This is a genomic window from Rhodococcus sp. UFZ-B548 (assembly GCF_903819475.1).
GTDB classification, from domain to species: Bacteria; Actinomycetota; Actinomycetes; order Mycobacteriales; family Mycobacteriaceae; genus Rhodococcus_F; species Rhodococcus_F erythropolis.
In genome coordinates this window covers 189,593-214,876 of the sequence record NZ_CAIJDS010000003.1, presented here as the reverse complement: position 1 = coordinate 214,876, position 25,284 = coordinate 189,593, and the positions used below count along the sequence as shown (strand labels likewise).

Here is a 25,284-nt window from a genome sequence, read left to right as displayed (position 1 = left end):
CCGTTGCCGATCCGAAACGGTCTCGGACCCGACCGGCTGCGGATGCCGGCGGAGTCGTCGGCGCATACCGTCCTCGAGCATCTGATCGGCGAGCACCCGGGGGAGCGGGACCTGTGGGCGGACCTCGTGAATGCCGGAGACGTCGTCGACGAGCACGGGCGGAAGATCACGAGCCGAACGCCCTATCAGCCGACCCGTTTCGTGTACTTCTACCGCGAGCCGGCCCCCGAGATTCCGGTTCCGCACGAGATCGAGATCTTGTACCGCGACGACTCCATTCTCGTGATCGACAAACCGCACTTCCTGGCGACCATTCCACGGGGAGCGCACATCGTCGAAAGCGCCGTCGTGCGACTGCGTCGTGATCTGGATCTTCCGGACCTTGCGCCCGTTCACCGCCTCGACCGAATGACGGCGGGTGTCATCGTGTTCACGGTGACACCGGACTTACGACGGCCGTACCAGGAACTTTTTGCCGAGCAGCGGATCGTCAAGGAATACGAGGCGATTGCAGGCTTCGATCCGGAACTGACTTTCCCCCGCACGGTGCGTAGCCGCATCAACAAAGTTCACGGCGAGATGACGGCTACCGAGATCGATGGCGAGCCGAACAGTGAGACTTCGATCGAACTGATCGAGACGATCACCGACTCGGCCGGCCGGACTCTCGGCCGATACAGGTTGCTCCCACGGACCGGCCGTACCCATCAGCTTCGGCTGCACCTCAACTCGCTGGGCGTCCCGATCGTCGGTGACAATTACTACCCCGAGTACCTTCCCTCGGTGCCCGGCGACTTCTCGACTCCGTTGCGATTGTTGGCGCGGGCGTTGGAATACCCGGATCCGATCACCGGGCAGACTCGCAGGTTCGTGAGTTCGCGCAGCCTCGACGCAGGCCTGTGAACACCGCTGTTCGTGGGCGTGTGCAAACCGCTTCCGTCCTCGTGAAAGAATGTGTACCCGTGAAGACCTTCGAATCCTTGTTCGCCGAATTGACCGAGCGTGCTGCTACTCGCCCCGAGGGGTCCGGCACTGTCGCCGCCCTCGACGCCGGTGTGCATGCTCAGGGCAAAAAGGTCATCGAGGAAGCCGGTGAAGTGTGGATCGCTGCGGAATACCAGAGCGATGAGCAGCTAGCCGAGGAAATTTCCCAGCTGCTGTACTGGACGCAGGTGTTGATGGTCGGTCGCGGACTGACCCTCGAGGACGTGTACCGACATCTGTGATCGGAGCTGACCAGCGAGATGTTCGCCATCTCGCTCGTCCAGGGCTTCCGATTCATGTCGTCTCACGTCACCCACACCTTCCGAAAGGACATCCACCATGCTGCGCGTAGCAGTTCCCAACAAAGGCTCACTGTCCGAGTCCGCCGCCGAAATTCTCAGCGAGGCCGGCTACCGTCGACGCACCGATTCCCGTGATCTGACGGTCCTCGATCCTGCCAACCAGGTCGAGTTCTTCTTCTTGCGTCCCAAGGACATTGCGATCTACGTCGGCTCCGGTGAGCTGGATCTCGGCATCACTGGTCGTGATCTTGCCGGCGACTCGGGCGCTCCCGTATCCGAGCGTCTGTCACTGGGCTTCGGCCGTTCGTCGTTCCGCTACGCAGCACCGGCAGGCAAGGACTGGGCCGTTGAGGATCTGTCCGGCCTGCGCATTGCGACGTCGTACCCGAACCTTGTCCGCAAGGACCTCACCGATCGTGGACTCGACGCAACCGTCATCCGTCTCGACGGAGCAGTGGAGATTTCGATTCAGCTCGGTGTCGCCGACGCGATCGCCGACGTGGTCGGGTCGGGGCGTACTCTCCGCCAACACAACCTCGTGGCTTTCGGTGAATCGCTCTGCGATTCCGAAGGTGTCCTGATCGAGCGCACCGGCGCTCCGCAGGACGATCCCGCACGCAACCAGCTCATCGAACGCGTACGCGGAATTGTCTTCGCGCAGCAGAATCTGATGATCGACTACGACTGCCCGCGCACCATCCTCGACGACGCCATCAAGATGACTCCGGGTATGGAGTCGCCGACCCTCTCGCCGTTGGCTGACCCCGACTGGGTCGCGGTTCGCGCGATGGTTCCGATCAAGGGACACAACCAGGTGATGGATGCCTTGGCGGAACTCGGCGCCAAGGCCATCCTCGCGTCGAACATCCGCTCGGTACGCGCTTTCTGATCACCGTCTGAATAGATTTACGCGCATTCGCGCCCGTTCCTGGAAATCAGGAACGGGCGCGAATCTGCAAAGTCTGGGCGATACGGCCGACGGCACCCTGCTCGTCGTAGAGCACTCCCGCACACATGCCGACGCCATCCGGACCGGTCGTGGTTTCGGCGGCGACACCGACCCACTCGCCCTCGGGCGCACGGAAGATATGCACCGTGAGATCGGTGTTGAGGAACGTCCAGTGCTCCGGGTCGAGCTTGGCGCCGACGCCGTTGGAGATGTCGGCCACCGCGAACAGACGCTCGAGGGCAGACATCTTCTCGCCCTCGACCAGCTCGGGCTTGGGGCGCGCCCATACCTTCCCGGTTCCCACGCACCCGATCGGAGCAATCCAGGACCAGTCGAGGGTCTTGAGGTAGCCGACGCTCCAGAGACCCTCGAGAACGCCCGGGGTGCCGCTGTCACGGGGTTCGAGCGGGGGATCGACTACGTGGACGACCTCGCCGGTATCGACGGTCTCCATCCGCCATGCCGTACCGCGCGCAACCGCGCGGGCAGATCCGTCGGCGGTGGTTGCCCACAGCTCGGCGACGATCAATTCGATTCGGCGACCGGGGCGTTCGATCCACGACCGGACTTCGAGGTCGGCAATCGGAATGGGCCCGAGAATCTCGACGACGACGCGCGTCAGACGGGTTTCGTCGCGCGCACCGCACCGCTCGAGGGCTCGTACCAACAGCGCCGACGGGGGAGCACCGTGCTGCAGTGTCGGGCCCCAGATGCTGACAGTCGCCTGCGTGCTCGCGAACCGCTCGTGCCCTTCCTCCGTGGTTCCGAGGTAGCGGTAGTACGAACTGTCCGTCATGTTATGAATTCTCCTTTGCAGCAACAGGTTCGGTGCTCAGCAGGTCCGGCCAACCTGGATACGGCGGTGGTGTTCCGCCGAACGAGGGGCACAGTGACTTGTGATCGCACCAGTCGCACAGTTTGCCAGGCTTGGGTCTGAAGTCTCCGGTCGCACCTGCCGCGAGGATCGCCTTCCAAATGGCGGAGAGGGTCCGCTCGAATCGAATGAGCTCGTCGTGATCCGGGGCGTACGTCAGAATCGAGCCGGAGGCCAGATAGATCAGGCGCAGTTGCGCGGGAACGATTCCGCGAGTGCGCAGTAGTACGAGCGCGTAGAACTTCATCTGGAAGAGCGCTTTGGACTCGGTGAACTCGCGGGGTGCCTTTCCGGTCTTGTAGTCGACCACCCGCACCTCACCGGTCGGTGCAACGTCTATCCGGTCGACGAAGCCGCGGAGTCGAACGCCGTTCTCCAACTCGGTCTCGACGTAGACCTCGCACGCCTCGGCATCGAATCGAGTGGGATCTTCGAGCGTGTAGTACGTCGCGACGAGCTTGCCGACTTCGCCGAGAAACGCGTCCAGCTCGTCTTCCGGAATCAGATCAGCTGCCTCGGGCGACTCGGCACTGACACGTTCCCACGCGGGACGGACGAGTTCGGCTGCGCGATCGGGAACCCGGTGACCGGTCGGGAGTGCAAACAGCGCTTCCAAGGCCGCGTGGACGACGGTGCCTCTGACCTGGGCTCTGGTAGGTGTTTCCGGAATTCTGTCGACCGCTCGGAACCGGTAGAGCAGGGGGCATTGCTTGTAGTCACCCGCACGCGACGGAGAGAGCGCCGGCCGACTACGCGGGCGCTCCTGTGATGTTGCACCCGTTGGAGTGGGGGTTGGCAATTCGACAGAGCTCACACCTGGCAGGCTATGCGGTTGGTCCGACAACTCCGTCGGAGCCGGTGGCGAGGACACCGGAAACAAGCGAACAGGGATCATCTGCGCATGGCGAACGAGCTGCAACCAGAAGAAGTCACGACCGAAGTGGATGAGGTTGTGCAGTCCGCTGTCGCCGAGATTCCCGAACAAGAGCTTCCAGAAGCTGATCTCACTGCGCCGGGCAAGCGGCCGTCGGGGCCGTTTCGCGTCGGCGACCGAGTCCAGCTGACCGACGGCAAGGGACGCCACTACACGATCGTTCTCGAGGCGAACCGCGAGTACCACACCCACAAGGGCGGAATCGTTCACAACGATTTGATCGGCGCCGACGAGGGCAGCGTCGTCAAGTCGGTCAACGGCACGCCCTACCTCGCCCTGCGCCCGCTACTGGTCGACTACGTGCTGTCCATGCCGCGCGGCGCACAGGTCATCTACCCGAAGGACGCAGCTCAGATCGTCCACGAAGGCGACGTGTTTCCAGGAGCACGCGTGCTCGAAGCCGGAGCCGGCTCCGGCGCACTGACGTGTTCACTACTGCGTGCCGTCGGACCCGAGGGCAAGGTCATCTCCTACGAGGTCCGCGACGATCATGCCGAACACGCGGTTCGCAACGTCGAGACCTTCTTCGGTGAACGTCCGCCGAACTGGGAACTGACCATCGCCGATCTGGCAGAGTTCGATCCGGAAGCACACGGCGGCAAGGTCGATCGCGTCGTACTCGACATGCTGGCTCCATGGGACGTCTTGCCTGCCGTCTCGAAGGCGCTCGTGCCAGGCGGCGTGTTGATCGTCTACGTCGCGACCGTTACTCAACTCTCGAAGGTCGTCGAAGCGATGCGTGAGCAGGAATGCTGGACCGAGCCACGGTCGTGGGAATCGATCGTGCGCGGTTGGCACGTCGTCGGATTGGCGGTGCGTCCCGAGCATCGGATGCAGGGCCACACCGCGTTCCTCGTGAGCGCTCGTCGTCTGGCCGAAGGAACGGTCACCCCGAAGCCGCAGCGGCGCGCGGGCAAGGGCTCGAACACGGCAGCCAAGTAGTCATACGAAATCAACAAGAGCGGCGATCCGGATTCCGGATCGCCGCTCTTGTCGTAGCTGGAAGTTATGCGGTGCAGGAAGCGCGGCCCATTTCCAGGAGCACGCATGCCGAGGTGTCGGACAGCTTCCAGGAGCCGTCTTCGAGCTCCCAGGTCCACGGGGTGGCGGGTGCGGCGCCGTGCGGGCTGACGACGGCGACGTCTGCGGTTGCGGTCTGACCGTCGACCTTGACGTTGTCCACGTTGAACGTGATCGCGTAGGCCGGGTTACCGCCCAGCGCAGCACTCATCGTCTCGATGTTGGCCTGACGCTTGGTTCCGTCGACCACCAGAGCGGTCTTCTCCTCGATCGGCTTGGCCGGATCGATCAGAGCGACGAGCGAAGCGTTGAGCTCCTCGGCCGTCGGAGCCGTTGCGGCAGCGGCAGCTGACGTCGTGGCGGAAGCCGAGGCCTTGGCCGTGGTGCTCGAGGCGGCGACCGAAGTCGAGCTGGCAGCCGTCGAATCCTTGTTGTCGTCCGAGCTGCATGCGCCCATGGTCAGGACGGCAGCGACGGCACAAGCGCTGATGAGAGTCTTGCGGATGATCACAGCGTTACCTTTCGTTGTAAAGAGAGACAGGCGCTGTCTCCATCTTGTAGGCAAGGCTAACATGACCAAAATCTGGCTCGAGACCAGTCGGCACGGTCCGTACGCCGGTGTGAATTCGCACTCGCGCACCGTGTCTGGCGACACTTGGGGCCTTATGCCGGTAGCGTTGATGGATCGCACTGGGAGGAGACGCACATGAGCTCGACAGAGAACCCGGATTCGGTTGCGGCAGCAGAAGAACTCCACGCGCTACGAGTGGAAGCACAAGTACTGCGCCGACAACTTGCACAATCGCCGGAGCAGGTGCGTGAGCTGGAGTCGAAGGTGGACTCGCTGTCCATCCGAAACAGCAAGCTGATGGACACCCTCAAGGAGGCCCGTCAGCAGCTCATCGCACTTCGTGAAGAAGTCGACAGACTCGGTCAGCCGCCGAGCGGTTACGGAGTCCTTCTCTCGGTACACGAGGACAAGACCGTCGACGTGTTCACGTCGGGTCGCAAGATGCGATTGACGTGTTCACCGAACATCGACACGGACACCCTTGCCCTCGGACAGACGGTGCGCCTCAACGAGGCACTCACCATCGTCGAGGCGGGCACCTACGAGCAGGTCGGTGAGATCAGCACGCTCCGTGAGGTACTCGACGACGGCTTGCGCGCTCTGGTTGTCGGTCATGCCGACGAAGAGCGCATCGTCTGGCTCGCAGCGCCGTTGGCAGCCGTCTTCGCCGACCCCGAAGCCGACATCATCGCGTACGACGCCGATTCTCCGACCAGGAAACTGCGTCCGGGCGACTCGTTGCTCGTCGACACCAAGGCCGGGTACGCCTTCGAGCGCATCCCGAAGGCCGAGGTCGAAGATCTGGTTCTCGAAGAAGTTCCGGATGTTCACTACGACGACATCGGTGGTCTCGGGCGTCAGATCGAACAGATCCGTGATGCCGTCGAACTCCCGTTCCTCCACAAGGACCTGTTCCATGAGTACTCGCTGAGGCCGCCGAAGGGTGTACTGCTCTACGGTCCGCCTGGTTGCGGTAAGACGCTCATCGCCAAGGCCGTCGCCAACTCGTTGGCGAAGAAGATCGCCGAAGCTCGCGGTCAGGACAGCAAGGACGCCAAGTCCTACTTCCTGAACATCAAGGGCCCGGAACTTCTGAACAAGTTCGTCGGCGAAACCGAGCGTCACATCCGGATGATCTTCCAGCGTGCTCGTGAGAAGGCGTCCGAGGGGACGCCGGTGATCGTCTTCTTCGACGAGATGGACTCGATCTTCCGTACCCGTGGTTCGGGAGTCTCTTCCGACGTGGAGACAACGGTCGTCCCGCAGCTGCTCAGCGAGATCGACGGTGTGGAAGGGCTCGAGAACGTCATCGTCATCGGCGCTTCCAACCGTGAGGACATGATCGACCCGGCCATCCTGCGTCCGGGCAGACTGGACGTGAAGATCAAGATCGAGCGCCCCGACGCGGAATCCGCTCAGGACATCTTCTCGAAGTACCTGGTGGACGGTCTGCCGATCAATGCGGACGACCTCGCCGAGTTCGGTGGCGATCGCACCGCATGCTTGAAGGCGATGATCGTTCGCGTCGTCGATCGCATGTACGCGGAGAGCGAAGAGAATCGTTTCCTCGAGGTCACCTACGCCAACGGCGACAAGGAAGTTCTGTTCTTCAAGGACTTCAACTCGGGTGCGATGATCCAGAACATCGTCGACCGCGCCAAGAAGTACGCGATCAAGTCGGTACTCGACACCGGTGCTCCTGGCTTGCGTGTGCAGCACCTCTTCGATTCCATCGTCGACGAGTTCGCCGAGAACGAGGATCTGCCCAACACCACCAATCCTGATGACTGGGCACGTATTTCGGGCAAGAAGGGTGAGCGGATCGTCTACATCCGCACACTCGTCACCGGTAAGAACGCCAGTGCCAGCCGCGCGATCGACACAGAGTCGAACACGGGCCAGTACCTGTAGCGAAACGAACACCGATCGGGCCGGCCACTCCACGGGAGTCGTCGGCCCGATCTGTGCGTCGCTGCCGTTCCCTCCGTTGCGATTGGACCGGTCGGTCGCGCTGGTTTAGAGTCCCGCCGTGCAGATACATCTTCGACACAATCCGTCGTCCACTGTCGCTCGCTGCTACCTCGCGCCCGGCGAACCGCTGCGCGTGGAGAGCGGGGCAATGCTCGCGCATTCCGCAGGCGTAGTTCTCGAAGCGAAGGCGCAGGGCGGCGTCCTGCAGGGACTCAAGCGGTCGATGCTCAGTGGGGAGTCGTTTTTCGTCACGACGTATACCGCTCCGCCGCAAGGTGGTTGGGTCGACGTGACCGGCGTGCTTCCCGGCGATCTGATCCCACTGACCATCACGTCCGACCGCCCGTTCTTCCTCAACCGTGGAACCTGGTTGGCCAACTCCTACGGCGTGACCGTCGAGTCCAAGTGGGGAGGCATGTCCAACCTCTTCGGCGGTGAGGGTGGATTCGGTCTGCGGGCAAGTGGCGACGGTGAAGTAGTGCTGGCCGTCTACGGCGCGATCGACGTCATCGACTTGCAGCCAGGCGAGACGGTCACGATCGATACCGGTCACGTGGTCGCCTACGACCTCGGGATGAACTTCAACATGCGGCGCGCCGTTCAGGGGCGCACCATTCAGTCGATGAAGTCCGGTGAAGGGTTTGTCTTCGACTTCACCGGCCCAGGACGCGTTCTCGCGCAGACCCGCAACCCCAGCGCGTTTGCAGCTTGGCTCTCAGCGATCACCCCGGGCTGATCACGGTCGCAGCAGTGTTCAGTCCCAGCGGTGTTCAACTCCAGCGGTGTTCAGCTCCAGCAATAGTCGGCCAGCAGCGCGCGTGAGTCCGGAACGAACGGCCACGACGGGTCCTGCAGGTGGGCGCCGAGTTCTTTCGGCGTCCACCACCAACCTTCGGCGATCTCGCTGGGTTGATGTGCCATCGGCCCGTCGTATCTGAGTTCGAACGCAAACAGGTGACAGCGCAACGGAGAGTTGTTCCACTCGCCGTCCCAGGAGATTCGAGCGATCTCCGTCAGTTGGAGTGGCTGATCTGCTGTTCCGAAGATTCCGAGTTCTTCACCGACTTCACGGATCGCGGTTTCCTGCGGCGTCTCACCTGGATCAACGACACCTCCGGCAAGACAGTCGTGATAGCCACCGAACACCGCTTTCGTGTCGGTTCGGCGATGGACGTAGATGCGGGAGCCGTCCCCGGTGCGAACCAGGACGCCCGCACTCGCGTGCCAGAGCCCACCCGAGTAGACGACGGAACGTGGTGCTCGGCCGATCGGATTACCCGTCCGGTCGTACACGGCGACTACCTCGTCCGCGGGATTCAGGTCTGCGGTGAGAGGTTGGTGCATTCCTCCAACTGTGCCACGCCTGTGGGTGCCGCGCCGCAATCACATAGGCTCTTGTGTCATGCAGCGGATCATCGGTGTCGAGGTCGAATACGGAATATCTTCACCCAGTGAGCCGTCGGCGAATCCGATTCTCACTTCAACCCAGGCGGTGCTTGCCTACGCCGCCGCAGCGGGCGTGCCACGGGCCAAGCGCACACGCTGGGATTACGAGGTCGAATCTCCGCTGCGAGATGCCCGAGGCTTCGATCTGGGGCGAATGAGCGGTCCCGCACCGGTCATCGACGCGGACGAGATCGGCGCCGCGAACATGATTCTCACCAACGGGGCACGGTTGTACGTCGACCACGCCCATCCGGAGTATTCGGCCCCCGAGGTCGCCGACCCGCTCGATGCCGTGATCTGGGACAAGGCCGGCGAACGAGTGATGGAGGCAGCTGCGCGGCACGCCTCCAGCGTGCCGGGTGCCCCACGGTTGCAGTTGTACAAGAACAACGTCGACGGCAAGGGTGCGTCGTACGGCACGCACGAGAACTACCTCTGCTCGCGTGACACCCCGTTCGCCTCGATCGTGACCGGCTTGACGCCGTTCTTCGCGTCCAGGCAGGTGATCTGCGGTTCCGGTCGTGTGGGTCTCGGTCAGTCCGGCGACGAGGCCGGATTCCAGCTTTCGCAGCGATCCGACTACATCGAGGTCGAAGTAGGCCTCGAGACCACGCTCAAGCGCGGAATCATCAACACCCGCGACGAACCGCACGCGGATGCGGACAAGTACCGCCGGCTGCACGTCATCATCGGTGACGCGAACCTCGCGGAGATGTCGACCTACCTCAAGGTGGGAACAACCGCGCTGGTACTCGACCTGATCGAGGCGGGCGTCGACCTCACCGATCTGCAACTGGCGCGTCCGGTCACCGCCGTCCACCACATCAGCCACGACCCCACCCTTCGCAAGACCGTTGCGCTGGCCGACGGTCGTGAACTGACGGGGCTTGCGCTGCAACGTATTTACCTCGAACGTGTCTCGAAGTTCCTCGATCGCGAGGCGGATCGTGATCCGCGAGCGGACGATATCGTCGCCAAGTGGGCGATGGTTCTCGATCTTCTCGAGCGCGATCCCATGGAGTGCGCGAACATCCTCGACTGGCCGGCCAAACTGCGCCTGCTCGAAGGTTTCCGCAATCGTGAGGGACTCGCGTGGTCGGCTCCGCGATTGCATCTGGTGGATCTGCAGTACTCCGACGTGCGACTCGACAAGGGCCTCTACAACCGTCTGGTTGCTCGCGGCTCCATGGAGCGGCTTGTCACCGAACAGCAGGTTCTCGACGCGGTCACGAACCCTCCCACCGACACTCGCGCATACTTCCGTGGCGAGTGCTTGCGCCGATTCGGTGCCGATATCGCGGCTGCGAGCTGGGATTCGGTCATCTTCGATCTCGGCGGCGAGTCGTTGATCCGCATCCCCACCCTAGAGCCGCTTCGAGGTACCAAAGCGCACGTCGGAGCGTTGCTCGACTCCGTTGACAGCGCCGCGGAATTGGTAGATCAGCTCACTCACTGAAACAGCCGATGCGGCTCGCCGTCGCGTCTCTCCACACCTGACGGTGCCGCTCGGTAGGGTGAAGGTCCGAGCGGGATCAGTTACCGACTCTGCTGGGCCGAACAGGATGCTCGCGAGAGCTCCCTTCACACAAGGAGGTCGACGGCGATGGCTCAAGAACAGACGCAGCGTGCCGGTGGCGGCGAAGACGACGAAACCACTGGTGGCGACGGCAGTGCCGGCCAGGAACGTCGTGAGAAGCTCGCTGCAGAAACCGACGACCTGCTCGACGAGATCGACGACGTGTTGGAAGAGAACGCCGAGGACTTCGTCCGTGCCTATGTCCAGAAGGGCGGCCAGTGACGGTGGATCGCGCGCCCCGGATCACCGACGGGGACACACGGTTGAGCTTCGGCTCGAATCTGTCGTCATTCTCGGAATACCTTCGGGTGCATGCACCGGAGCATCTTCCGCAGAACCGCTTCGCCGACACAGGAGGTGTTGTCATGGGCGGGGGAGACGTAGCTCCGCACGGCACCACCATCGTCGCGATCAGCTATGCGGGTGGTGTTCTGCTCGCGGGTGATCGCCGAGCGACGATGGGCAACCTCATCGCCAGCCGTGACGTGCAGAAGGTGTACGTCACGGACGACTACTCGGCTGCGGGTATCGCCGGTACGGCCGGGATCGCAATCGAACTGGTCCGGCTCTTCGCGGTCGAGCTCGAACATTACGAGAAGATCGAAGGCGTCCCACTCACGTTCGACGGCAAGGCCAATCGACTTTCGTCGATGGTTCGAGGAAATCTCGGAGCAGCGATGCAAGGTTTGGCGGTCGTGCCATTGCTCGTGGGTTACGACCTGGACGCGGTCGATCCGTCGAGGGCAGGCCGCATCGTCTCCTACGACGTCGTCGGTGGGCGATACGAGGAGCGCGCGGGCTATCACGCAGTCGGATCCGGTTCCCTGTTCGCGAAATCGGCGCTCAAGAAGCTGTATTCCCCGGGAATCGACGAGGACACCGCGCTTCGGTTCGCAGTCGAGGCGCTGTACGACGCGGCAGATGACGATTCGGCTACCGGTGGTCCTGATCTGACGCGCGGGATCTATCCGACAGCGGTCACCATCACCTCGGCCGGTGCCGTGGAGTTGTCGACGGCCAAGGCTGCCGAGATCGCAAGGGAGATCGTCGCGGCTCGTACTGCGACAGCGAGTCCGGAAGGGGAGGCTGCGCTATGACGATGCCGTACTACGCATCAGCCGAACAGATCATGCGCGATCGTTCGGAATTGGCGCGCAAGGGAATTGCCCGCGGACGCAGCGTCGTCGTTCTCACCTACCGCGACGGAGTGCTCTTTGTCGCCGAGAACCCGTCGAGGGCGCTGCACAAGGTCAGTGAACTGTACGACCGTCTCGGATTTGCGGCAGTGGGCAAGTACAACGAGTTCGAGAATCTGCGCCGCGCGGGCATCGTCCACGCCGACATGCGTGGGTACTCGTACGACCGTCGGGACGTCACGGGGCGTTCCCTCGCCAATGCGTACGCACAGACCTTGGGAACGATCTTCACCGAGCAGCCCAAGCCGTACGAGGTCGAGATCTGCGTTGCCGAGATCGGCCGTTTCGGGAGTAGTACGCCGGCTCAGCTCTACCGGATCACGTACGACGGTTCCATCGCGGACGAGCAGGAATTCGTGGTCATGGGCGGTACAACCGAACCGATCGTGACGGCGATGCGCGAGTCCTACCAGCGAGACCTCGACCTCGAATCCGCGGTGCGGCTCGCGGTTGGGGCGCTTCAAAAGGGCGGTCCGGCGCCGGCCGGAACCACTGAGGCGGAACCGCGAACACTCGATGTGAGTGCACTCGAGGTTGCCGTTCTCGACAGCAACCGTCCACGCCGTGCGTTCAAAAGAATCGCTGGTTCGTCATTGGAAGAGATGCTTCCAACTCCGGCAGCAACTGAGGACGCGCCGCCGGCAAACGGCGACGCACCCTCGTAGTTGCTGCGTCGGTCTGGGAGTTACTGCAGGTCTGGAGTTACTGAGTGATTCTGTAGACGGCCACCGCGCCCGGTTCGGTGTCGAAATCGAACCGGCGCGCGTCTGCCACCACTTCACCGTCGGTGGCGATGGCGACCGGTGAATCGGCCACTCGAACCGACATCGAGGACACGAGTTCGCGAACGTAGACCCGCGAGCTGCCCAATGTTCCTGTGGCAGCAGCAAACAGCAGGCGTGAACGCGAGAACTTCTTGTCCGCGCGCAAGTAGCGGACGTCGAGCAGTCCACGGTTCATCTCCGGACGCGACATCGGCACCTGATCAGCGGGGGAGTATCGCCCGTTTCCGACGAACAGCATCCAGATGGTGGTCCGCTTCCCGTCGATGGTGACAGTCGTCGGCTCTGCCGCTGCGAGAACCCGGATCATTGCAGCACCAGCGGCCGGCCACTTACCGAAACGCGGTTCCCACTTTTCCCTCAGACGCACAGCGTCCGGGTATCCGCCCAGGCTGGCTGTGTTGAGAAACCGTGCAGTCACTCCGGAATCCGTGCGCACCACCGCGTGGTCGACAAATGCCGCCTGACCGGACTCGACTGCCTGTGCGGTCTCCTCGACATTCACCGCCCCGACGTCGCGGGCGAAATGGTTCAACGTTCCGCCGGGAAATACCGCAAGTGGTAGCTCGTGCTTTGTCGCCGCGGTCGCGACCGTGACCACTGTTCCGTCGCCGCCGCATACTCCTAACGCTTTCGGCGAGAGTTCGGGGATCTTGGCATCGATCTGCATGTCGAAGTCGATGTCCGCGTCGAACTCGTAGACGATGGCCTCCGGTAGCAGTTCTCGAATCGATTCCACGATCCCGTCGTCCTCGGAGCCTGAACCAGGATTGGTGAAGACCAACAAGCCTTCTCCGCGCGCGAGCGCGGGAACCACACACTCGGGTCCGAGTTCGGCGGGTTCTTCGTCTCGCACCGCCCACCAACGACGCGTGCCGGCAGCGATTGCGCCGCCGACCGCGAGGCCTGCGAAGACGTCGGACGGCCAGTGCACTCCGTTGTGAACGCGTGAGTACGCCACTGCTGCGGCCAGTGGTGCGAGTGCGGCGCCCGCCGCCGGGGACTCCATGGCCACTGCCGCGGTGAATGCCGCGGCCGAAGACGAATGCCCGGAGGGGAACGAGGACGACGTCGGAATGTCGACGCCTCGCTTCGGGCTCAGCCAGACACGCGCCGGTGGGCGCCGCCGAGGGAAGAGGGGCTTGAGTATGCCGTTTGCCAGCGCGCTCGAACCTGCCAGCGCGAGCATCCCACGTGCCGCTGCCCTCCTGGGGCGGCCACCGATCATCGCGAGCAAGGCTGCGACAACCATCCACAAAACGCCGTGATCGGCAGCTCTGGAGAGAAACCGCATGGTCGGGTCGAGCACGGAAGGGCGCAGTGCTCCAGTGCTTTCCATGACTTTGACGTCGCTTCGGACAACTTTTCGGCGAATAAGGCTCACACCGTCACACTATGCCGCCGCCCGACGTTGTCGAGTCGTGACTTACGACGCGATCGAAGTACACGGGTGAACCTCGCATTCTGGTTGTAGTGTCGAAGTGTGCAGAGACGAATCATGGGTATCGAGACGGAATTCGGCGTTACCTGCACCTTTCACGGGCACAGGCGACTGAGCCCCGACGAGGTTGCTCGTTACCTCTTCCGTCGTGTCGTGTCGTGGGGTCGCAGCTCCAATGTCTTCCTCCGTAACGGAGCCCGCTTGTACCTGGATGTGGGTTCGCACCCGGAGTACGCGACCGCAGAGTGCGACAGCCTCATCCAGTTGGTCAATCACGACCGTGCCGGTGAGCGAGTGCTCGAAGAACTGCTGATCGACGCCGAGGCGAGACTCGCCGAGGAGGGGATCGGCGGCGACATCTACCTCTTCAAGAACAACACCGACTCGGCCGGAAACTCGTACGGATGCCACGAAAACTTTCTCGTCGCGCGCGCCGGTGAGTTCTCCCGCATTTCGGATGTCTTGTTGCCGTTCCTCGTCACGCGCCAGTTGATCTGCGGCGCCGGCAAGGTGCTGCAGACACCCAAGGCCGCGACGTTCTGCCTCTCGCAGCGCGCGGAACACATCTGGGAAGGTGTCTCGTCGGCGACCACTCGCTCGCGTCCGATCATCAACACCCGCGACGAACCGCATGCCGACGCCGAGAAGTACCGCCGACTGCACGTGATCGTCGGCGATTCGAACATGGCCGAAACAACGACGATGCTCAAGGTCGGTTCTGCAGCACTCGTGCTCGAGATGATCGAAGCCGGGGTTTCGTTCCGCGATTTCGCTTTGGACAACCCGATTCGTGCCATCCGCGAGGTCAGCCACGACGTGACAGGTAAAAAGCCTGTCCGCCTAGCTGGTGGTCGTCAGGCCAGTGCCCTCGACATTCAACGCGAATACCACGCCAAGGCAGTCGAACACCTGCGTAACCGCGAACCGGACCCGCAGGTCGAGCAGGTAGTCGACCTGTGGGGTCGCACCCTCGATGCCGTCGAAGCTCAGGATTTTGCGAAGGTCGACACGGAGATCGACTGGGTCATCAAGCGCAAGCTGTTCCAGCGTTATCAGGACCGTCACGGTTTCGACCTGTCCGATCCCAAGATCGCGCAGCTCGACTTGGCGTACCACGACATCAAACGCGGCCGGGGAGTCTTCGACGTGCTGCAGCGCAAGGGCTTGGTCAAGCGGGTCACCGAGGACGAGACGATCGACGACGCCGTCGAGAATCCGCCGCAGACCACGCGCGCCAAATTGCGAGGCGACTTCATCACTGCAGCCCAGGCCGCAGGCAGGGACTTCACGGTCGACTGGGTTCACCTCAAGCTCAACGATCAGGCGCAGAGAACGGTGCTGTGCAAGGATCCGTTCCGTTCCGTCGACGAGCGTGTCGAGCGTTTGATCGCTTCGATGTAGGTCACCCATTTTCACGATTTACAACACGGCAGGTCTGTTTTGCGGCGACGCGCCGGGCACGAAAGTGTCCGGCGCGCGTTCGGTTATCGGATAGCCACTAGGATTTCGGCGTGGCGACATCAAAAATCGAGCGGTTGATGAACCTGGTGATCGCATTGCTGTCCACCAGACAGTTCCTCACGGCAGAGAAAATCCGCGACAGTGTGGCCGGGTACAACGATTCCGCGAACTACGAAGCGTTCAGTCGCATGTTCGAACGCGACAAGAACGAACTTCGTGACCTGGGTGTCCCGTTGGAAACCGGTCTGGCAGGACGGTTCTCGACGGTCGAGGGTTATCGGATCAATCGCAATGCCTATGAGCTTCCGGACGTTGACCTCACCAGCGAGGAATCTGCTGCGGTTGCTGTCGCCGTGCAGTTGTGGGAGTCGCCGGAACTGATTTCGGCAGCCCAGAGTGCACTACTCAAACTCCGAGCGGCCGGCGTCCAGGTCGACTCAGAAGTCAGTGCCGCGCCGGTCACGGCGATTCCCGCGCGCACCCGGGGTTCGGAGCCCGCGCTCGGCAAGCTGCTTGCAGCCGTCGACGCCGGCCGAGCAGTTCATTTTCAGCACCGCGGCGCATTGAACGAACCGTTCACCGAGCGCACCGTCGAGCCGTGGGGCGTCGTCACCCACAACGGCAAGTGGTATCTGGTCGGGCACGACGTCGACCGTGATGCGGTGAGGACCTTCCGGCTCTCCCGGATCGGTGACGACGTCAGGGAGTTCGGCCCGGCCGGTTCGGTTCACAAACCCGAAGGTGTTGATCTTCGCGAGGTCGTCGACCGCGTGACCGGATCGGGAGTCGTCACCGGAACCGCCACGGTCTGGGTCGCAGACGGCCGCGCACATGAGCTTCGGCGGCTTGCGACGTCGTCGTCCGATCGGCGGCTGACCGATCGTGATGGCAGCGTGCTGGCCATTCCCGTCCGATCCTGGGAATGGACCGCTCGGTTGATCGCCGGTCACGGTTTGGATGCACTGGTGTTGGACCCACCGGATTTGCGTGCTGAGGTCGTCGCGAAGCTTCGCGCCGCCGCGGCGAGCCCGGCCACCAGCAATGACGGACAGGGGGACAACTGATGAGCAATCGACTGTCATCGCGGTTGGCACGGCTGCTCAACCTCGTGCCGTACTTCATCGCGAATCCGGGTATCAGTCCCGCCGAGGCCGCCGAGGAACTCGGCGTCAGCACGACTCAACTGATGACCGATCTGAATCAGCTGTGGGTGTGCGGACTGCCCGGGTACGGTCCCGGCGATCTCATCGACCTGTCCTTCTCCGAGGAAAGTATCGAGGTCACGTTCTCGGCCGGGATCGATCGCCCGCTACGCCTCACCTCTACCGAAGCGACGGCATTGCTGATCGCCCTTCGGTCGTTGGTGGAAATGCCGGGCATGGTCGATCCGTCGTCGGCCCAGCGCGCTATCGCGAAGATCGAGGACGCAGCAGGCTCGGCCGCGGCACGAGTTATCGGTCAGGACCGGGATACATCGCCGGCGCCGGACATCGCCGAAAACCCGATCGCCGCGACGGTCAGAGCCGCGCTGGCAGACAAGACCGCCCTGCGATTGACGTATTACTCGGCCTCGCGTGACGCGGTCTCCGAGCGCATCGTCGATCCCGTTCGTATCGTGTTGGTCGACAACTACAGCTACCTCCAGGCCTGGTGCCGTCAGGCCGAGGGTCTGCGGTTGTTCCGATTCGATCGGATCGATGCCGCCGTCCAACTCGACGAGCCAGCCGACCCGCCGCCGCAGGCCCTCGAGGAGGATTCGAATCTCGAGTTGTTCAGCGGCGACGGTTCCCTTCCGGAAGCACGGTTGTTCATCACCAAAGAGTGGGTGTGGATGCTCGACTACTACCCGATGGACGTCGAGCACGTGAACGGTGACGGGTCGGTCGAGGCGACGATGAGTTTCGGAACACTCGAATGGATGGCAAGGCTGGTGTTGGGATTCGGTGAGGGAGTTCGGGTCCTTCATCCGCCGGAACTAGTCTCCGAAGTCCACGATCGGGCCGTTGCGGCACTCGACGCCTACGACGTAATCGGTTCGTAAAAGTTGGGGAAACTGCGCGTTCAGTGGGTTCGCAGGAAACAAACAGGTAAAAGGTAGCTGAAGTAAGTGCTTTGACACCTCCGAGCGCCGGTTGTGTCCGGTAGCATCGAGGAATCTGATCATGGGAGGTCGTTATGGGTGCAATGCAGCCGATGCATTGGCTGATTGTCGCTGTTGTCGTCGTAATTCTGTTCGGGTCGAAGAAGCTTCCCGATGCAGCACGCGGTCTGGGTCGTTCACTCCGCATCTTCAAGAGCGAAGTCAAGGAAATGCAGAACGACGATGCGGCGCCCGCAAGCGCGCCGGTCGCACAGCCTGCTCCGGCACAGTTGCCGACGGCCAACACCGCGGTGGTCGCAAACGGTGCAGCAGCACCTGTTGCGCAGCCGACCGAAGTCAAGCCGCTCTAGTACACACTGCGTTCTAGCCGGGGTGAAATATTCGTTCACCCCGGTTGTCTGCTGACCAAGACCAGGATGCACAGTGCGTATTCCGTTAGATCCGCGTAACCGCAAGCGGAAGGTCAACCCAGACGGCACCATGTCGTTGGTCGACCACCTGTACGAATTGCGGACTCGTTTGTTGTTCGCATTCCTCGGCGTGATCATCACCACGGCGTTCGGCTTCTTCTGGTACTCACACTCGATACTCGGTCTCGAGAGTCTGGGCGATCTGCTTCGTGGACCGTACTGCGAGCTTCCGTCCGAGAGTCGCGCCAACCTCAGCACCGACGACGCGTGCCGATTGCTGGCGACCGGGCCGTTCGAGCAGTTCATGCTGCGATTCAAAGTGGCGCTCACCGCCGGCATCGTTCTTGCTTGCCCGGTGTGGCTTTACCAATTGTGGGCATTCATCACCCCGGGGCTCTACGCCAAAGAACGTCGATACGCGGTCGGATTCGTCACCGCCGGTGCCGCTCTCTTCATTCTCGGCGCGATCCTGGCGTACCTCGTCGTGGCGAAGGCTTTGCACTTCCTCCTGACCATCGGTGACAACGTCCAGATCACCGCGCTCAGTGGTTCGGAGTACTTCGGCTTCATCATCAATCTGCTGCTCATCTTCGGTGTCAGCTTCGAAATTCCACTGCTCGTCGTCGTGCTGAACTTTGCCGGCATTCTGACGTACGAGCGTTTGAAGGCCTGGCGTCGAGGATTGATCTTCGGGCTTTTCGTATTTGCTGCAGTCGCCACGCCGGGTTCGGATCCGTTCTCGATGCTGGCGCTCGCGCTGGCCCTGACGCTTCTCTTCGAGGTCGCTGTTCAGATCGCTCGCCTCAACGACAAACGTAAGGCCAAGCGAGCCGGTGAAGACTGGGGCGCACTGTCCGACGAGGAAGCTTCCTCCATCTCGTCTCCGTCCGATCTGAACGAGGCTTTCGACAATCCGACCAAACCCAAGGCCGAATCGAGTGGATTGTTCGGACGTAAGTCCAAGTCCAAGGCTCCGGTTGCGGAGAAATCCGACACCGGCGGCGACAACGCGCCCGGTCAGGATTTCACTGACACCCTCTGAGCGCCGTGCCACCACGTCGGCGGCGTGTGAAACCCTGACGAGGTGGTTATGAACAAGAGTGAACTGAGCACGTTTGCGTCCAGCCTGAAGTTCGAACTCGATCCATTCCAGGTGAAGGCATGCGTTGCGCTCGAAGCGGGCCACGGAGTCCTTGTCTGCGCGCCGACCGGTGCAGGCAAGACCGTGGTCGGCGAGTTCGCTGTCCACCTGGCTCTCGCGGCGGGCCGCAAGTGTTTCTACACGACGCCGATCAAGGCGTTGAGTAATCAGAAGTACGCAGAACTCGTCGAGCGGTACGGCCCGAGCGAGGTCGGCCTGCTGACGGGTGATTCGAGTATCAACTCCGACGCACCGGTGGTCGTCATGACCACTGAAGTCCTGCGGAACATGCTCTACGCAAATTCCGAGGCACTGCGCGGGCTTTCGCACGTAGTCATGGACGAAGTGCACTACTTGGCGGACCGGTTCCGTGGTGCGGTGTGGGAGGAAGTGATCCTGCACCTGTCCGAGGATGTTCGGCTGGTGAGTTTGTCGGCGACCGTGAGCAATGCCGAAGAATTCGGTTCCTGGATGGAAACCGTCCGCGGCGACACCACCGTGGTCGTCGACGAGACGCGGCCGATCCCGCTGTGGCAGCACATCATGGTCGGTCGACGGATCTTCGATCTCTTCGACAGCCGCAGTCATCCTGCGGCTGGGCCGAAGACCGTGCTCGTCGATCAGGATCTGGTTCGCCACGTCAAGCAGCGTCAGGCTCTCGAACGCGTCGAGAGCTGGCAGCCGCGTGGCCGCGGGCGTCGTGGCAGCTACCAGAGTTCCAACGATTTCCGACCCTTGCCACGACCTGACGTCATCGCGCAGCTGGACCAGTCCGGACTGCTCCCGGCGATCACCTTCATCTTCAGCCGCGCCGGTTGTGATGCGGCTCTTGCACAGTGCCTGCGGTCCCGACTGGATCTGACTTCGCCGGAGCAGGTTCGCGAGATCGACACCATCATCGAGAAACACACCGGGGAACTACCCGAGGAGGATCTCGAAGTTCTCGGATATCGGGACTGGTGCAAGGCACTGCGACGCGGACTGGCCTCTCACCATGCCGGCATGTTGCCGGCATTTCGCCAGACAGTCGAGGAACTGTTCGTCAAAGGTCTCGTGCGCGCGGTCTTCGCGACCGAGACGCTGGCCCTCGGCATCAACATGCCGGCACGCACGGTGGTCCTCGAACGTCTGGTCAAGTACAACGGTGAATCGCATGCCGAACTGACACCGGGGGAGTACACGCAGCTGACCGGTCGGGCAGGCCGACGCGGCATCGACGTCGAAGGGCACGCTGTGGTCCTGTGGCAGCCCGGGGTCGAGCCCACGGATGTCGCCGGCTTGGCGTCGACCCGGACTTTCCCGCTCCGCAGTTCGTTCCGCCCCTCGTACAACATGTCGATCAACCTCGTCGAACGCATGGGCGCGGCCGATTCACGGAAGCTGCTCGAGCGTTCCTTCGCACAGTTCCAAGCGGATCGCTCGGTGGTCGGCCTGGTGCGTGGCATCGAGCGAAACGAAGAAGCACTGAAGGGTTTGCAGGAGAAACTCGGCGGTGCGGACGGCGAATACTTCGAATACGCGTCGTTGCGTGAGCGGCTCAGTGCGCGCGAGCGCGCGCTCGAACGTAAGGGCCGCGAAGATCGACGCGGAGATGCGGTGGAGTCCCTCCGTGCACTCGCCCGCGGTGACGTGATCGCAATTCCCATCGGTCGTCATTCCGGGGTGGCAGTGGTCCTCGTCCCGGACAACGATCCGAAGGACCCGCGTCCGCTGGTTCTGACTGCCGATCAGTGGGCCGGCCGACTCTCCTCGGGTGATTTCCCGGAAGCAGCCGACGTTCTGGGAAAGATGCGCCTGCCCAAGCATGTCGATCACCACACCGCAAGGATCCGGCGCGATCTGGCCTCGGCATTGCGTAGTACCGGGATCAGTGCTCCCCGGCGGAAGAAGCGCCACAAGGCGGGCGCGTCCGAAGACGCCGAGGTCGCTACTTTGCGACGCGCTATTCGCTCGCATCCGTGCCACAGCTGGCCCGATCGTGAACATCTGAGCCGGATCGGTGAGCGCTACAACCGGCTGGCCCGGGAAACGCAGTCGATGAGGGAAAAGGCAGCGGCCACGACCAACTCGTTGGCGCGGACGTTCGACCGCATCATTGCGCTACTCAAAGAGCGTGAATACATGACTGCCGAAGCAGCGCCCGAAGTCACCGAATCCGGACGACGACTCAGCCGCATCTACTCGGAAAGCGACCTTCTGGTCGCCGAGTGCCTGCGGACCGGGGCGTGGACAGGTCTCAGCCCGGCCGAGTTGGCGGCCGTCGTCTCCTCGGTGGTCTACGAATCACGTCGGGACGGCGACACCGTTGATCGGGTGCCGACAGCGGCGCTTCGTCACGCCCTCAACGACACTCAACGATTGTGGAGCGAACTGCGGTCGGACGAGATTCGTCACAAGCTGCCGCCGACGCGGGAACCGGATCTCGGATTCGTCACCGCCGTTTATCACTGGGCGAGTGAGAACTCGCTTGTCGACGCACTGATCGCGGCCGGAGTGCAGGGCCGTGCGCTGTCTGCGGGTGACTTTGTACGTTGGTGTCGTCAGGTGATCGATCTCCTCGATCAGGTCCGCCTGACATCGACGGATGCCGACGTCGCGAAGACTGCGGCGCGGGCGGTAGCTGCAATTCGTCGCGGGGTAGTTGCTGTCGACGCAGCATGACCGCAACTATGTGGTTTGATTCGCAGACTGGTATTTCGAGTGGGAGGCGAACATGAGCGGGCCTTACGGACCGAACGATCCGAATCGGCAATGGGGTCCTGGTGATCAGCAGCAGCCGAACGAGCAGCAGTGGGGGCAGAATCCTCAGCAGCCGGGCGGTCAGCAGCAGCCTGGTCAGCAGCCCGGCCAGCAGCAGCCGTGGGGTCAGCCTGGTCAAACACCGCAGCCCGGTCAACAACCCGGCCAGCAACAGCCGTGGGGACAACCTGCCTACGGCCAGCCCGGGCAGCCTGGTGGTCAGCCTGCGTACGGTCAGCCGCAGCAACCTGGACAAGGACAACCCGGCCAGCAACAGCCGTGGGGACAACCCCAGCAGCAGCCTCCCGCTCAGCCGTGGGGTCAGCCCGGGCAACAGCAGGCACCTGACGCAACCCAGGCCTGGGGTCAGCCGCCTGCTGCCGCACCTCAGCAGGCATGGGGCGCCGCCGCTCCCGGCCAAGCGCCGGGACAGCAGAATCAGTGGAACCAGGCTCAGCCGTTCCCGAGTCCCGGTGCGCCCGGAAACCAGTCGGGTAAGTCGAAGAAGCCCTTGATCTTCGGTGCGATCGGTGTTCTCGTCGTTCTTGCTGCTGTCGTGGTGGCCCTGGTGTTCGGTGTCTTCGGCAAGAACACACTCGATCAGAGCGCAGCTCAGGCCGGCGTCGAGAAGATCGTCACCGAGTCCTACGGGGCAAAGAACGTGAGCAACGTTCAGTGCCCCGCGGACCAGGAAGTCAAGTCAGGCAACAAGTTCACCTGCACGCTTTCGATCGCGGGTGTGAAGTCGAACGTGACTGTGACTTTTGTCGACGACAACGGCACGTACGAGGTCAGCCGCCCGAGCTGACGCTCTACTGGTCGGAACGGCCTGCCGCCGCAGCCGCGAGCGCGGCGGCAAGCCGTCCGGCCGAGCGCTCGATGTTCAGCGAGGCCGCCACTTCCTCGAAGCGTGCGGGATCGGCAGGGGTCGCCGGGAGTTGGTCGTCCTTCGAGAACTGAACGTCCGCGTCGCGAACCACTCGTACTACCGGCAACGCAGCATCAAGGTAAGCGATGGCCTCTGGTGAGGTGAGTTTTGCGCGAATTCCCTTGGCCATGTCGGATTCCGGATCAGCTGCGGCCGCGCGAAGTCCGGCCAACGAGCCGTAGCGCAGCATCAGCGTCGACGCAGTCTTCTCACCGACACCCTTGATGCCGGGTAGACCGTCGGAGGCGTCTCCGCGCAGTACCGCGAGTTCGGCGTATGCCTCGCCCGCACGGTCACCGGGTACTCCGTACTTCTCGGCAACCTCGACCGGTCCGAAGAGTTCTGCCTTGGACAAGCCACGGCCCACGTAGAGGACACGAACGGGCACGTACTCGTCGGTGACGACCTGCAGAAGGTCTCGGTCACCACTGACGACGACGGTGAGATCTTCGCGCTCGGTGGCGGCAAGCGTTCCCAGCACGTCGTCGGCTTCGAGTCCGACGGCACCCGCCGTCGCGATTCCTGCTGCTGCGAGCACGTCCATGATCATGTCGACCTGAGGCGTCAACGTGTCCGGAACTTCTTCGGACGAACCGTCAGAGCCTTCTTCGACGCGATGCGCTTTGTACGTCGGGACTGCATCGACGCGGAACTGCGGTCGCCAATCCAAGTCCAGGCACACCGCGAGACGACTCGGCTGGTGTTTGGTGATCAGGGAAGCCACCATGTCGGTGAAACCGCGCACGGCGTTGACAGGTCTTCCGTCGGGGTCGACGAATGACTCGGGCAGCGCGTAGAACGCACGAAACCACAGGCTGGCACCGTCGAGGAGAAGCAATGGCCCACTCATGGTCACCATCCTGCCAGTCGGCACTAACCTGTAAGCCATGACGTCTCCAGCCGAACAGGATTCCCGATTCTCCAGCGCCGTGTACGGCGCACGTATCGCTCGCGCCGCGGAGTTGGCTCGATCAGCAGGACTCGACGGTCTGGTGGTGACTCCAGGCCCGGATCTGCGGTACCTGACGGGTTCTCGGGCCGACTCCTTCGAGCGCTTGACCGCGTTGGTCATCGCTGCGGACACGGCGAAGGCGTCTGTCGTGCTTCCTCGCTTGGAGTTGGCGTCGTTGAAGGAATCGGCGGTGGGCGATCTCGGGCTGACCGTGCTCGACTGGGTCGACGGTGTCGACCCGTATGCGATTGTGGCGGCGCAACTCCCGACCGGCGCCAAAGTTGCCGTGACGGATGCGATGCCTGCATTGCACCTGATCCCGCTCGCAGACACCTTGGGCGCGTTGCCGATCCTCGCTACCGGCGTCTTGCGTGAATTGCGGATGGTCAAGGACGACGCCGAGATCGAGGCGTTGCGACGGGCCGGTGCGGCGATCGACCGTGTTCACGCCCGCATGGCCGAGTTCTTGATCGTCGGCCGTACGGAAGCCGAAGTGGGCGAGGCGATTTCGGAGGCGATTCTCGAAGAGGGGCACACCGAGGCCGCGTTTGTGATCGTCGGATCAGGCCCGCACGGCGCCGATCCGCACCACGAGGTTTCGGACCGGGTGATCGAGAGCGGCGATGTCGTCGTGATCGACATCGGCGGACCGGTCGAGCCCGGCTACAACTCGGATTCCACCCGCACGTACAGCATGGGACAGCCGTCCGCCGAGGTATCAGCGCAGTTCGCGGTACTCGAAGCGGCACAGCAGGCTGCCATCGATTCGGTGCGGCCAGGAGTATCCGCAGAATCCGTCGACGTTGCCGCCCGCGAAGTGCTTGCCGCACAAGGTCTTGCGGAGGTCTTCGTTCACCGCACCGGTCACGGTATCGGGCTGTCCGTGCACGAGGAGCCGTACATCGTCGAGGGCAACACCATCGAACTCGTCGAAGGTATGGCCTTCAGCATCGAACCGGGAATCTACTTCCGCGGCAGTTGGGGTGCCCGTATCGAGGACATCGTTGTCGTGACCGCGGACGGTTGCGAGTCGTTCAACAACCGTCCGCACGGCCTGACTGTCCTCGGCTGATCAGCTTTCCTTGAACGCCGCGGACCCGAGGATGCGTGTGACGTCGATTTCGATGACCACGCGCGCTGGGTTGACCCGTGGCTGGCGGTACCGCTCGGCATAGCGCCGAACGGCGTCGGCCACGGAGTCCTCGTCGGCGAGCACGCGTGCCGGCCCTTCGAGCGTGAGCCAGCGACCACCGTCGACCGAACTGACTGCGGCGTATCCGCCACGCGCTGCGTTGATCGCCTTCTGTGAACCACCGCTGGTGATCACGCGCGCCTTTCCGGCTTCCTGGTCCCAGGTGAACCCGACGGCCACGACGTGTGGGGTGCCGTTCGGACGCAACGTCGTGAGTGTCGCGAGGTGGTATTCACCGACGAACTTCAGCCCGTCTTCGGTGAGAGTCTGCTGTGCCGATGGCGTGGTGGAGGGGGTGAGCGTCATGCCACGAC

General features: G+C 62.9%; 25 protein-coding genes. 18 read left to right on the top strand and 7 right to left on the bottom strand.

Going from position 1 to position 25,284, the window contains the following annotated elements:
- Positions 1 to 42: 42 nt before the first annotated feature.
- The 3 genes from H7C86_RS05520 (at position 43) to hisG (ending at position 2,175) form a co-directional block, all read left to right on the top strand.
- On the top strand, positions 43 to 903 hold the full coding sequence (locus tag H7C86_RS05520) for a pseudouridine synthase (RefSeq protein ID WP_046379912.1): 861 nt from the start codon (positions 43 to 45) through the stop codon (positions 901 to 903).
- Between the two features lie 59 nt (positions 904 to 962).
- Entirely contained in the window at positions 963 to 1,226 is a 264-nt protein-coding gene (locus H7C86_RS05515) for a phosphoribosyl-ATP diphosphatase (protein ID WP_003944933.1), read from the top strand.
- Positions 1,227 to 1,323: 97 nt separating this feature from the next.
- Positions 1,324 to 2,175 (top strand): ATP phosphoribosyltransferase, encoded by an 852-nt coding sequence (gene hisG, locus H7C86_RS05510; RefSeq protein ID WP_003944905.1) that lies wholly within the window; start codon positions 1,324 to 1,326, stop codon positions 2,173 to 2,175.
- Between the two features lie 46 nt (positions 2,176 to 2,221).
- On the opposite strand, the gene H7C86_RS05505 is transcribed toward hisG, so the two are convergent.
- Both H7C86_RS05505 and H7C86_RS05500 read right to left on the bottom strand, forming a co-directional pair.
- Entirely contained in the window at positions 2,222 to 3,031 is an 810-nt protein-coding gene (locus H7C86_RS05505) for a thioesterase family protein (protein ID WP_182261212.1), read from the bottom strand.
- Between the two features lies 1 nt (position 3,032).
- Entirely contained in the window at positions 3,033 to 3,923 is an 891-nt protein-coding gene (locus tag H7C86_RS05500; RefSeq protein WP_370627683.1) for a RecB family exonuclease, read from the bottom strand.
- Between the two features lie 138 nt (positions 3,924 to 4,061).
- On the opposite strand from H7C86_RS05500, the gene H7C86_RS05495 reads away from it, so the two are divergent.
- Positions 4,062 to 4,985, top strand: a complete 924-nt coding sequence (locus tag H7C86_RS05495) for a tRNA (adenine-N1)-methyltransferase (RefSeq protein ID WP_007729892.1) — start codon at positions 4,062 to 4,064, stop codon at positions 4,983 to 4,985.
- 64 nt (positions 4,986 to 5,049) lie between these two features.
- Here the strand turns inward: H7C86_RS05495 and H7C86_RS05490 are convergent, their stop codons facing one another.
- Positions 5,050 to 5,574, bottom strand: coding sequence for a hypothetical protein (locus H7C86_RS05490; protein ID WP_020907811.1), 525 nt, complete (start codon positions 5,572 to 5,574; stop codon positions 5,050 to 5,052).
- A gap of 195 nt (positions 5,575 to 5,769) precedes the next feature.
- On the opposite strand from H7C86_RS05490, the gene arc reads away from it, so the two are divergent.
- Complete coding sequence (gene arc / locus H7C86_RS05485) at positions 5,770 to 7,545, top strand: proteasome ATPase (RefSeq protein WP_003944870.1); 1,776 nt, start codon at positions 5,770 to 5,772, stop codon at positions 7,543 to 7,545.
- A gap of 118 nt (positions 7,546 to 7,663) precedes the next feature.
- On the top strand, positions 7,664 to 8,341 hold the full coding sequence (locus H7C86_RS05480; protein WP_003944961.1) for a TIGR00266 family protein: 678 nt from the start codon (positions 7,664 to 7,666) through the stop codon (positions 8,339 to 8,341).
- A 50-nt stretch (positions 8,342 to 8,391) separates the two neighbouring features.
- Here the strand turns inward: H7C86_RS05480 and H7C86_RS05475 are convergent, their stop codons facing one another.
- Positions 8,392 to 8,949, bottom strand: coding sequence for an NUDIX domain-containing protein (locus H7C86_RS05475; protein ID WP_020969670.1), 558 nt, complete (start codon positions 8,947 to 8,949; stop codon positions 8,392 to 8,394).
- A 58-nt stretch (positions 8,950 to 9,007) separates the two neighbouring features.
- Between H7C86_RS05475 and dop the strand changes: the two genes are divergently transcribed.
- The 4 genes from dop (at position 9,008) to prcA (ending at position 12,488) form a co-directional block, all read left to right on the top strand.
- The gene (dop, locus tag H7C86_RS05470; protein WP_019748516.1) at positions 9,008 to 10,507 is read left to right on the top strand and encodes a depupylase/deamidase Dop; all 1,500 of its coding nucleotides are present in this window, start codon (positions 9,008 to 9,010) and stop codon (positions 10,505 to 10,507) included.
- Between the two features lie 147 nt (positions 10,508 to 10,654).
- Positions 10,655 to 10,849, top strand: a complete 195-nt coding sequence (locus H7C86_RS05465) for a ubiquitin-like protein Pup (RefSeq protein ID WP_003944925.1) — start codon at positions 10,655 to 10,657, stop codon at positions 10,847 to 10,849.
- A complete protein-coding gene (gene prcB / locus H7C86_RS05460) occupies positions 10,846 to 11,724 on the top strand; it encodes a proteasome subunit beta (RefSeq protein WP_182261211.1) in 879 nt (292 codons plus the stop codon). The genes H7C86_RS05465 and prcB overlap by 4 nt, the downstream gene beginning before the upstream one ends.
- Entirely contained in the window at positions 11,721 to 12,488 is a 768-nt protein-coding gene (gene prcA, locus H7C86_RS05455) for a proteasome subunit alpha (RefSeq protein ID WP_182261210.1), read from the top strand. The genes prcB and prcA overlap by 4 nt, the downstream gene beginning before the upstream one ends.
- 37 nt (positions 12,489 to 12,525) lie before the next feature.
- Here prcA and H7C86_RS05450 read toward each other — a convergent pair whose 3' ends face one another.
- A complete protein-coding gene (locus H7C86_RS05450; protein WP_182261209.1) occupies positions 12,526 to 13,944 on the bottom strand; it encodes a phosphatase PAP2 family protein in 1,419 nt (472 codons plus the stop codon).
- A 144-nt stretch (positions 13,945 to 14,088) separates the two neighbouring features.
- Between H7C86_RS05450 and pafA the strand changes: the two genes are divergently transcribed.
- The 7 genes from pafA (at position 14,089) to H7C86_RS05415 (ending at position 22,706) form a co-directional block, all read left to right on the top strand.
- On the top strand, positions 14,089 to 15,447 hold the full coding sequence (gene pafA, locus H7C86_RS05445; RefSeq protein ID WP_007729869.1) for a Pup--protein ligase: 1,359 nt from the start codon (positions 14,089 to 14,091) through the stop codon (positions 15,445 to 15,447).
- 110 nt (positions 15,448 to 15,557) lie between these two features.
- Positions 15,558 to 16,571, top strand: a complete 1,014-nt coding sequence (locus H7C86_RS05440; RefSeq protein ID WP_019748512.1) for a YafY family protein — start codon at positions 15,558 to 15,560, stop codon at positions 16,569 to 16,571.
- The gene (locus tag H7C86_RS05435) at positions 16,571 to 17,548 is read left to right on the top strand and encodes a YafY family protein (protein ID WP_182261208.1); all 978 of its coding nucleotides are present in this window, start codon (positions 16,571 to 16,573) and stop codon (positions 17,546 to 17,548) included. The genes H7C86_RS05440 and H7C86_RS05435 overlap by 1 nt, the downstream gene beginning before the upstream one ends.
- Positions 17,549 to 17,682: 134 nt before the next feature.
- On the top strand, positions 17,683 to 17,958 hold the full coding sequence (tatA, locus tag H7C86_RS05430; protein ID WP_003944836.1) for a Sec-independent protein translocase subunit TatA: 276 nt from the start codon (positions 17,683 to 17,685) through the stop codon (positions 17,956 to 17,958).
- A 73-nt stretch (positions 17,959 to 18,031) separates the two neighbouring features.
- Entirely contained in the window at positions 18,032 to 19,060 is a 1,029-nt protein-coding gene (gene tatC / locus H7C86_RS05425) for a twin-arginine translocase subunit TatC (protein ID WP_019748510.1), read from the top strand.
- A 48-nt stretch (positions 19,061 to 19,108) separates the two neighbouring features.
- Positions 19,109 to 21,820 (top strand): RNA helicase, encoded by a 2,712-nt coding sequence (locus tag H7C86_RS05420; RefSeq protein WP_021344319.1) that lies wholly within the window; start codon positions 19,109 to 19,111, stop codon positions 21,818 to 21,820.
- A 52-nt stretch (positions 21,821 to 21,872) separates the two neighbouring features.
- On the top strand, positions 21,873 to 22,706 hold the full coding sequence (locus H7C86_RS05415; RefSeq protein WP_020907805.1) for a DUF4333 domain-containing protein: 834 nt from the start codon (positions 21,873 to 21,875) through the stop codon (positions 22,704 to 22,706).
- Between the two features lie 4 nt (positions 22,707 to 22,710).
- On the opposite strand, the gene H7C86_RS05410 is transcribed toward H7C86_RS05415, so the two are convergent.
- On the bottom strand, positions 22,711 to 23,676 hold the full coding sequence (locus H7C86_RS05410) for a 5'-3' exonuclease (RefSeq protein ID WP_069146631.1): 966 nt from the start codon (positions 23,674 to 23,676) through the stop codon (positions 22,711 to 22,713).
- A 37-nt stretch (positions 23,677 to 23,713) separates the two neighbouring features.
- Here H7C86_RS05410 and H7C86_RS05405 point away from each other — a divergent pair, with 37 nt between their 5' ends.
- Entirely contained in the window at positions 23,714 to 24,850 is a 1,137-nt protein-coding gene (locus H7C86_RS05405) for a Xaa-Pro peptidase family protein (RefSeq protein WP_182261207.1), read from the top strand.
- On the opposite strand, the gene H7C86_RS05400 is transcribed toward H7C86_RS05405, so the two are convergent.
- A complete protein-coding gene (locus H7C86_RS05400; RefSeq protein WP_019748505.1) occupies positions 24,851 to 25,276 on the bottom strand; it encodes a PPOX class F420-dependent oxidoreductase in 426 nt (141 codons plus the stop codon). It abuts the gene before it with no gap.
- Positions 25,277 to 25,284 lie beyond the last annotated feature (8 nt).

Excerpts from the sequence above, each read along its gene's own strand:
- H7C86_RS05520 (WP_046379912.1), top strand. The coding sequence starts at position 43 with ATGCCGGCGGAGTCGTCGGCGCATACCGTCCTCGAGCATCTGATCGGC.
- hisG (WP_003944905.1), top strand. The coding sequence starts at position 1,324 with ATGCTGCGCGTAGCAGTTCCCAACAAAGGCTCACTGTCCGAGTCCGCC.
- H7C86_RS05505 (WP_182261212.1), bottom strand. The coding sequence starts at position 3,031 with ATGACGGACAGTTCGTACTACCGCTACCTCGGAACCACGGAGGAAGGG.
- arc (WP_003944870.1), top strand. The coding sequence starts at position 5,770 with ATGAGCTCGACAGAGAACCCGGATTCGGTTGCGGCAGCAGAAGAACTC.
- H7C86_RS05475 (WP_020969670.1), bottom strand. The coding sequence starts at position 8,949 with ATGCACCAACCTCTCACCGCAGACCTGAATCCCGCGGACGAGGTAGTC.
- dop (WP_019748516.1), top strand. The coding sequence starts at position 9,008 with ATGCAGCGGATCATCGGTGTCGAGGTCGAATACGGAATATCTTCACCC.
- H7C86_RS05465 (WP_003944925.1), top strand. The coding sequence starts at position 10,655 with ATGGCTCAAGAACAGACGCAGCGTGCCGGTGGCGGCGAAGACGACGAA.
- prcA (WP_182261210.1), top strand. The coding sequence starts at position 11,721 with ATGACGATGCCGTACTACGCATCAGCCGAACAGATCATGCGCGATCGT.
- H7C86_RS05450 (WP_182261209.1), bottom strand. The coding sequence starts at position 13,944 with ATGGAAAGCACTGGAGCACTGCGCCCTTCCGTGCTCGACCCGACCATG.
- H7C86_RS05435 (WP_182261208.1), top strand. The coding sequence starts at position 16,571 with ATGAGCAATCGACTGTCATCGCGGTTGGCACGGCTGCTCAACCTCGTG.
- tatA (WP_003944836.1), top strand. The coding sequence starts at position 17,683 with ATGGGTGCAATGCAGCCGATGCATTGGCTGATTGTCGCTGTTGTCGTC.
- H7C86_RS05420 (WP_021344319.1), top strand. The coding sequence starts at position 19,109 with ATGAACAAGAGTGAACTGAGCACGTTTGCGTCCAGCCTGAAGTTCGAA.
- H7C86_RS05415 (WP_020907805.1), top strand. The coding sequence starts at position 21,873 with ATGAGCGGGCCTTACGGACCGAACGATCCGAATCGGCAATGGGGTCCT.
- H7C86_RS05410 (WP_069146631.1), bottom strand. The coding sequence starts at position 23,676 with ATGAGTGGGCCATTGCTTCTCCTCGACGGTGCCAGCCTGTGGTTTCGT.
- H7C86_RS05405 (WP_182261207.1), top strand. The coding sequence starts at position 23,714 with ATGACGTCTCCAGCCGAACAGGATTCCCGATTCTCCAGCGCCGTGTAC.
- H7C86_RS05400 (WP_019748505.1), bottom strand. The coding sequence starts at position 25,276 with ATGACGCTCACCCCCTCCACCACGCCATCGGCACAGCAGACTCTCACC.